The sequence below is a fragment of the Candidatus Zixiibacteriota bacterium genome (assembly GCA_022865345.1).
Classification (GTDB): Bacteria; Zixibacteria; MSB-5A5; order MSB-5A5; family RBG-16-43-9; genus RBG-16-43-9.
This window is the reverse complement of sequence record JALHSU010000202.1, coordinates 1-4,124: the sequence shown is the minus strand read 5'-3', so window position 1 is coordinate 4,124 and position 4,124 is coordinate 1. Positions and strand designations below refer to the sequence as shown.

Here is a 4,124-nt window from a genome sequence, read left to right as displayed (position 1 = left end):
GTCCGAGCACAAAAAAGCAGCCAGACGAGCTTTGGAATTTGCCAGAAAACGTGGTTCTTCAGGCAGATATTTTATGCTAATCTTAGATGAGATCAACGTGGCTTTGAATCTGAGATTGCTTAAAATGGACGAGTTGATCAAATTCATAAAAAAAATGCAGAATAAAGTTCATCTGGTTTTGACTGGCAGAGGTGCTCCTAAGAAATTGATTCAGATTGCGGATCTGGTTACAGAGATGAAGGAAATCAAGCATCCTTTTAGAAAAGGGATACTGGCTCAGAAGGGGATTGAATTCTGAAAAAAAGGTGATAGGTTGTAGGTAATAGATAATAGGTGGTAGGGAAGACGTAAGATGTAAGGGCGATAAGAAAGTAGCGTCGGGCTTCACACCCGACGAGAAAAAACAACGTGGGGGACAAGCCCCGACGCCACGAAATAAAAAATAAAATTACTCCTCGTCCGAATTTGTCATCAAGACCCAAAATCGGGGATCCATAGGATTGGTGTTCTCACCAACGAGAGACTGGTCGTAAGTCAAAGACCAGCGTCCAGTAGAAAGATTCGCACTCCGAATTGTGACTAATCCTTGATTTATTTATTCCGATAAATATAAAAGGATATCTTGATCTAATCTTCTAAAAGGGGGGTCTTTTAGATTTTATTCTTTCAATCTGAAATATCCGAATCAAGAAAATATTATCTCAACTCTAAGCTATAGCACAGAGAAAAGTTATATCTTAGTTAATATAGAGTCGCAGGTATAATTTTTCCGAGTATTTATATGAGAAACAAAAGTAAGGAACAAGTCACAGTGGCAAGATCGGAGCTAATAATAGTGGTTGCGATTGCAATCTTAAGTGCAATAGTCGCCTTAACACACATTTTGGACGTTTTTCATCTTCTTTTTGCTCCAACTCCTTTTTTATCAGTTTTACTTGAGATTATTATAGATATAATTGCCGCTTCTATCATTGGTTTGATTACTATTACTCTACTCCGCAAATCTGAGGTAAAACAAAGAGAATCGGAACAAAGATTTAAGATACTTTTTGAGGGAGCAAATGACGGGATGCTTTTGGCAGATACAGAGACACGCATGTTCTATATGTGTAATAGTGCGATGTCTGAGATGCTTGGCTATGAACCAGATGAAATAAAAAAGATGAGGATTGATGACATACATCCAAAAGATGCTTTACCTCTTGTTTTAGAGCAAGTGAGAAAACAAGTAGCAAGGGAAATTTCAATTGCTGAAAATCTGCCGGTTAAAAGGAAAAATGGCAGTATTTTTTATGTGGACATTGCCGCAGCTCCTTTACTAATTGGCGGTAAAGCTTGTCTTTTGGGTATTTTCAGAGACATCACCGAGCGCAAAAAGGCAGAAGAGTCTCTACGGATCTCAGAAGAGCGCTATCGACTTCTTTTTGAACGAAACTTGGCTGGCGGTTTCCGAACGACGGTGGATGGAAGAATTCTGGATTGTAACGAGTCTTTCGTTCATATACTCGGCTATGATTCAAAAGAAGAGCTTTTCTCTGCCAGTGCCTGGGACTTTTATCTGGAGAAGAAAGATAGGGAAAAGTTTATTGCGCTTATTCAGGAACAGAAGATGCTTATCAACTATGAGATTTGTCATAAAAGAAAGGATGGTTCGATTCTCTGGGGTATTGAAAACGTAAGTCTTTTATCAGAAGAGAATCAAGGTTCACCGGTAATGGAAGGAACGTTAATAGATATCACTGAGCGCAAGAGAGCGGAGTTTGCACTCCAGCAGTCTCAACGAGAACTGATCATCAGGAATAAGATAGCCAATATTTTGCTTTCAATCCCGGATGAGGAAATGTACCGAGAGGTGTTACAGGTGATTGTAGAAGCTATGCAGAGTAAATACGGATTGTTTGGATATATAGACCAGGATGGAACCCTGGTCTGTCCCTCTTTGTCAAGAAATGTCTGGGAGAAGTGTAGTGTCCCGGATAAGAATCTGGTATTGCCACATGAGTTGTGGGGAGGGATCTGGGGTCGGGCTCTCATAGAGAAAAAAACATTCTATTCAAACCAGATTATGAAAGTGCCAGAGGGTCATGTGCCTTTATCCAGAGCGATGGTTGTGCCTATCATCTATCAGGAGAAGGTAATTGGAGTTGTTATGGTAGCTGATAAGACAACAGACTACGGTGAAGAGGACCGAGAGTTACTGGAAACCATAACCTCCCGTATATCCCCGGTGTTATATGCAAGATTACAAAGAGATATCAAAGAAGACGAGCGCAACCAGGCTGATAAGGCGCTAAAAGAGAGCGAGGAGAAATATCGCGAACTGTTCAATAATGCAGAAGATGTAATTTTCCTGCATGGATTAACAGATGAAGGAATGCCAGACAAGTTCATTGAAGTAAATGATCTCGCCTGTAAGAGGTTGGGTTATACTCGCGAAGAGTTTTATAAGATGTCCTGTAAAGATATAGAGGATAAAGAAATTTCCAGGTATTTACCGGCAATTATGAAGGAATTATTAGAGCAAGGTCACATTACTTTCGAGGCGGTACATATATCCAAAGATGGTCTCAAAATATCGGTCGAGATAAACTCTCACGTTTTCGACCTAAAAGGAAAGAGGGTAGTGCTATCGATTATTCGTGACATCAGCGAAAGAAAAGGTCTTCAACAGAAATTGATGCAGGCTGGAAAATTGGCATCTGTAGGAACTTTAGCTTACGGGGTGGCGCATGAGTTCAATAACAGCTTAGCCGGGATAATGGCAAATGCGGAGTTGGGGTTAATCTCCGGTGATCCCCAGAGGATTAAGAAGTGTTTTGAGACGATTGTGAGCAGTTCACAACGGGCTTCAAATATCACCAAGAACCTCCTGGCTTTTTCCAGGGGAAAAGAAACGAAAAAAGAACTGATCGATATAACCGAGCCTTTGAAAAGCGTTTTAGCCATTACCCGCACGGAATTAGAAAAGCTTAACATCGAGTTAGTAGAAGAATTTAAACTAGTGCCTGAGATATTATGTGATGCTGGTCAATTATCTGAGGTTTTCTTGAATATGATCACCAATGCCCGCGATGCGATGAGAACCAATGGGGGTACGCTAACTTTACAGGTTGACCGATATGAGGATAATATCCGCATAATTTTCAGAGATACGGGCACCGGGATACCAGAGGAGATAAAGAATAGAATCTTTGAGCCCTTTATTACAACCAAGGGAGCAATCGGAAAAGGTGAGATACCCGGAACAGGACTGGGCCTTTTCTTTACCTACGGGATAATAAATAGTTATCAGGGTAGAATTGAGGTAGAATCAGAAGCTGGTAAAGGGACCCGGTTTACCATTTTAATCCCTGTTTCCAAAAACCTGCCCCATGAAGCTATACCGAGCACTGAGGTTGAATCTCTAAAGACATAGAACGCTATATTTATAATCAGGTGAACCTGTCCTACGGATCCGTTATCAGGAGAAGGTTCGCACTACGAAAGGAAAGACTTAATGTGACCGTCGGGGTCCCCTGGCCCGACGGTAGAGGATTGTAACCTCAAACTGATTTGAGGGTGATACAGAAAATCTGCGTAAATCCTTTTAACGCATTCCCAGACAATTTTGGGTTGACACACCTGAAAGGGTTGCACTACGAAAAAATAAAGGTAGGTCTGAAGACCTCCGCTACATTTCCTTTTTCCCTTCCAGATACTTCAATGCCATAGTTGCGGCGATGGCGCCTTCTGCCACTGCGGTAACTATTTGCTTGACGTCTTTCATCCTCACGTCACCTGCTGCGAAGACACCAGGGACTGAGGTACAGGAGTTTTCATTACAGATCACATAGCAGTAAGGATCGCAGTCGACTTTTCCCCGTAAGAATTCAGTTTTCGGAACCAACCCTACATAGAAAAATACTCCCTGGGCGGGAATGACCATCTTTTCCTTAGTCTTCAGATCAATGGCAGTTACAGATTCCACTTTATCCTTACCATCAATGGAGACCAGCTCATGCTCGTAATAAAATTTCATCCTGGGCTCTTTCAATGCCCTCTCCATCAGGATTTTTTCCGCATTGTGACATTGCAGGCGTTCCACAAAGGTGATGCTCTTTACAAACCGCAGAAGATAGAGTCCT

Annotated in this window: 3 protein-coding genes; 2 read left to right on the top strand and 1 reads right to left on the bottom strand. The window is 41.6% G+C overall.

All coding sequences use genetic code 11. The features are described 5' to 3' along the window. Both MUP17_10150 and MUP17_10145 read left to right on the top strand, forming a co-directional pair. Positions 1 to 298 (top strand): cob(I)yrinic acid a,c-diamide adenosyltransferase (locus MUP17_10150; GenBank protein ID MCJ7459342.1); only part of this gene is annotated, 298 nt, incomplete at its 5' end. Positions 299 to 781: 483 nt separating this feature from the next. Next, on the top strand, positions 782 to 3,415 hold the full coding sequence (locus MUP17_10145) for a PAS domain S-box protein (GenBank protein MCJ7459341.1): 2,634 nt from the start codon (positions 782 to 784) through the stop codon (positions 3,413 to 3,415). Between the two features lie 255 nt (positions 3,416 to 3,670). Here MUP17_10145 and MUP17_10140 read toward each other — a convergent pair. Then, positions 3,671 to 4,124, bottom strand: a 454-nt coding sequence (locus tag MUP17_10140; protein ID MCJ7459340.1) for an NAD(P)/FAD-dependent oxidoreductase, incomplete at its 5' end; no start/stop codon positions are given.

Bases quoted from the DNA above. Each gene is read 5' to 3' on its own strand.
- MUP17_10145 (MCJ7459341.1), top strand. From the start codon at position 782: ATGAGAAACAAAAGTAAGGAACAAGTCACAGTGGCAAGATCGGAGCTA.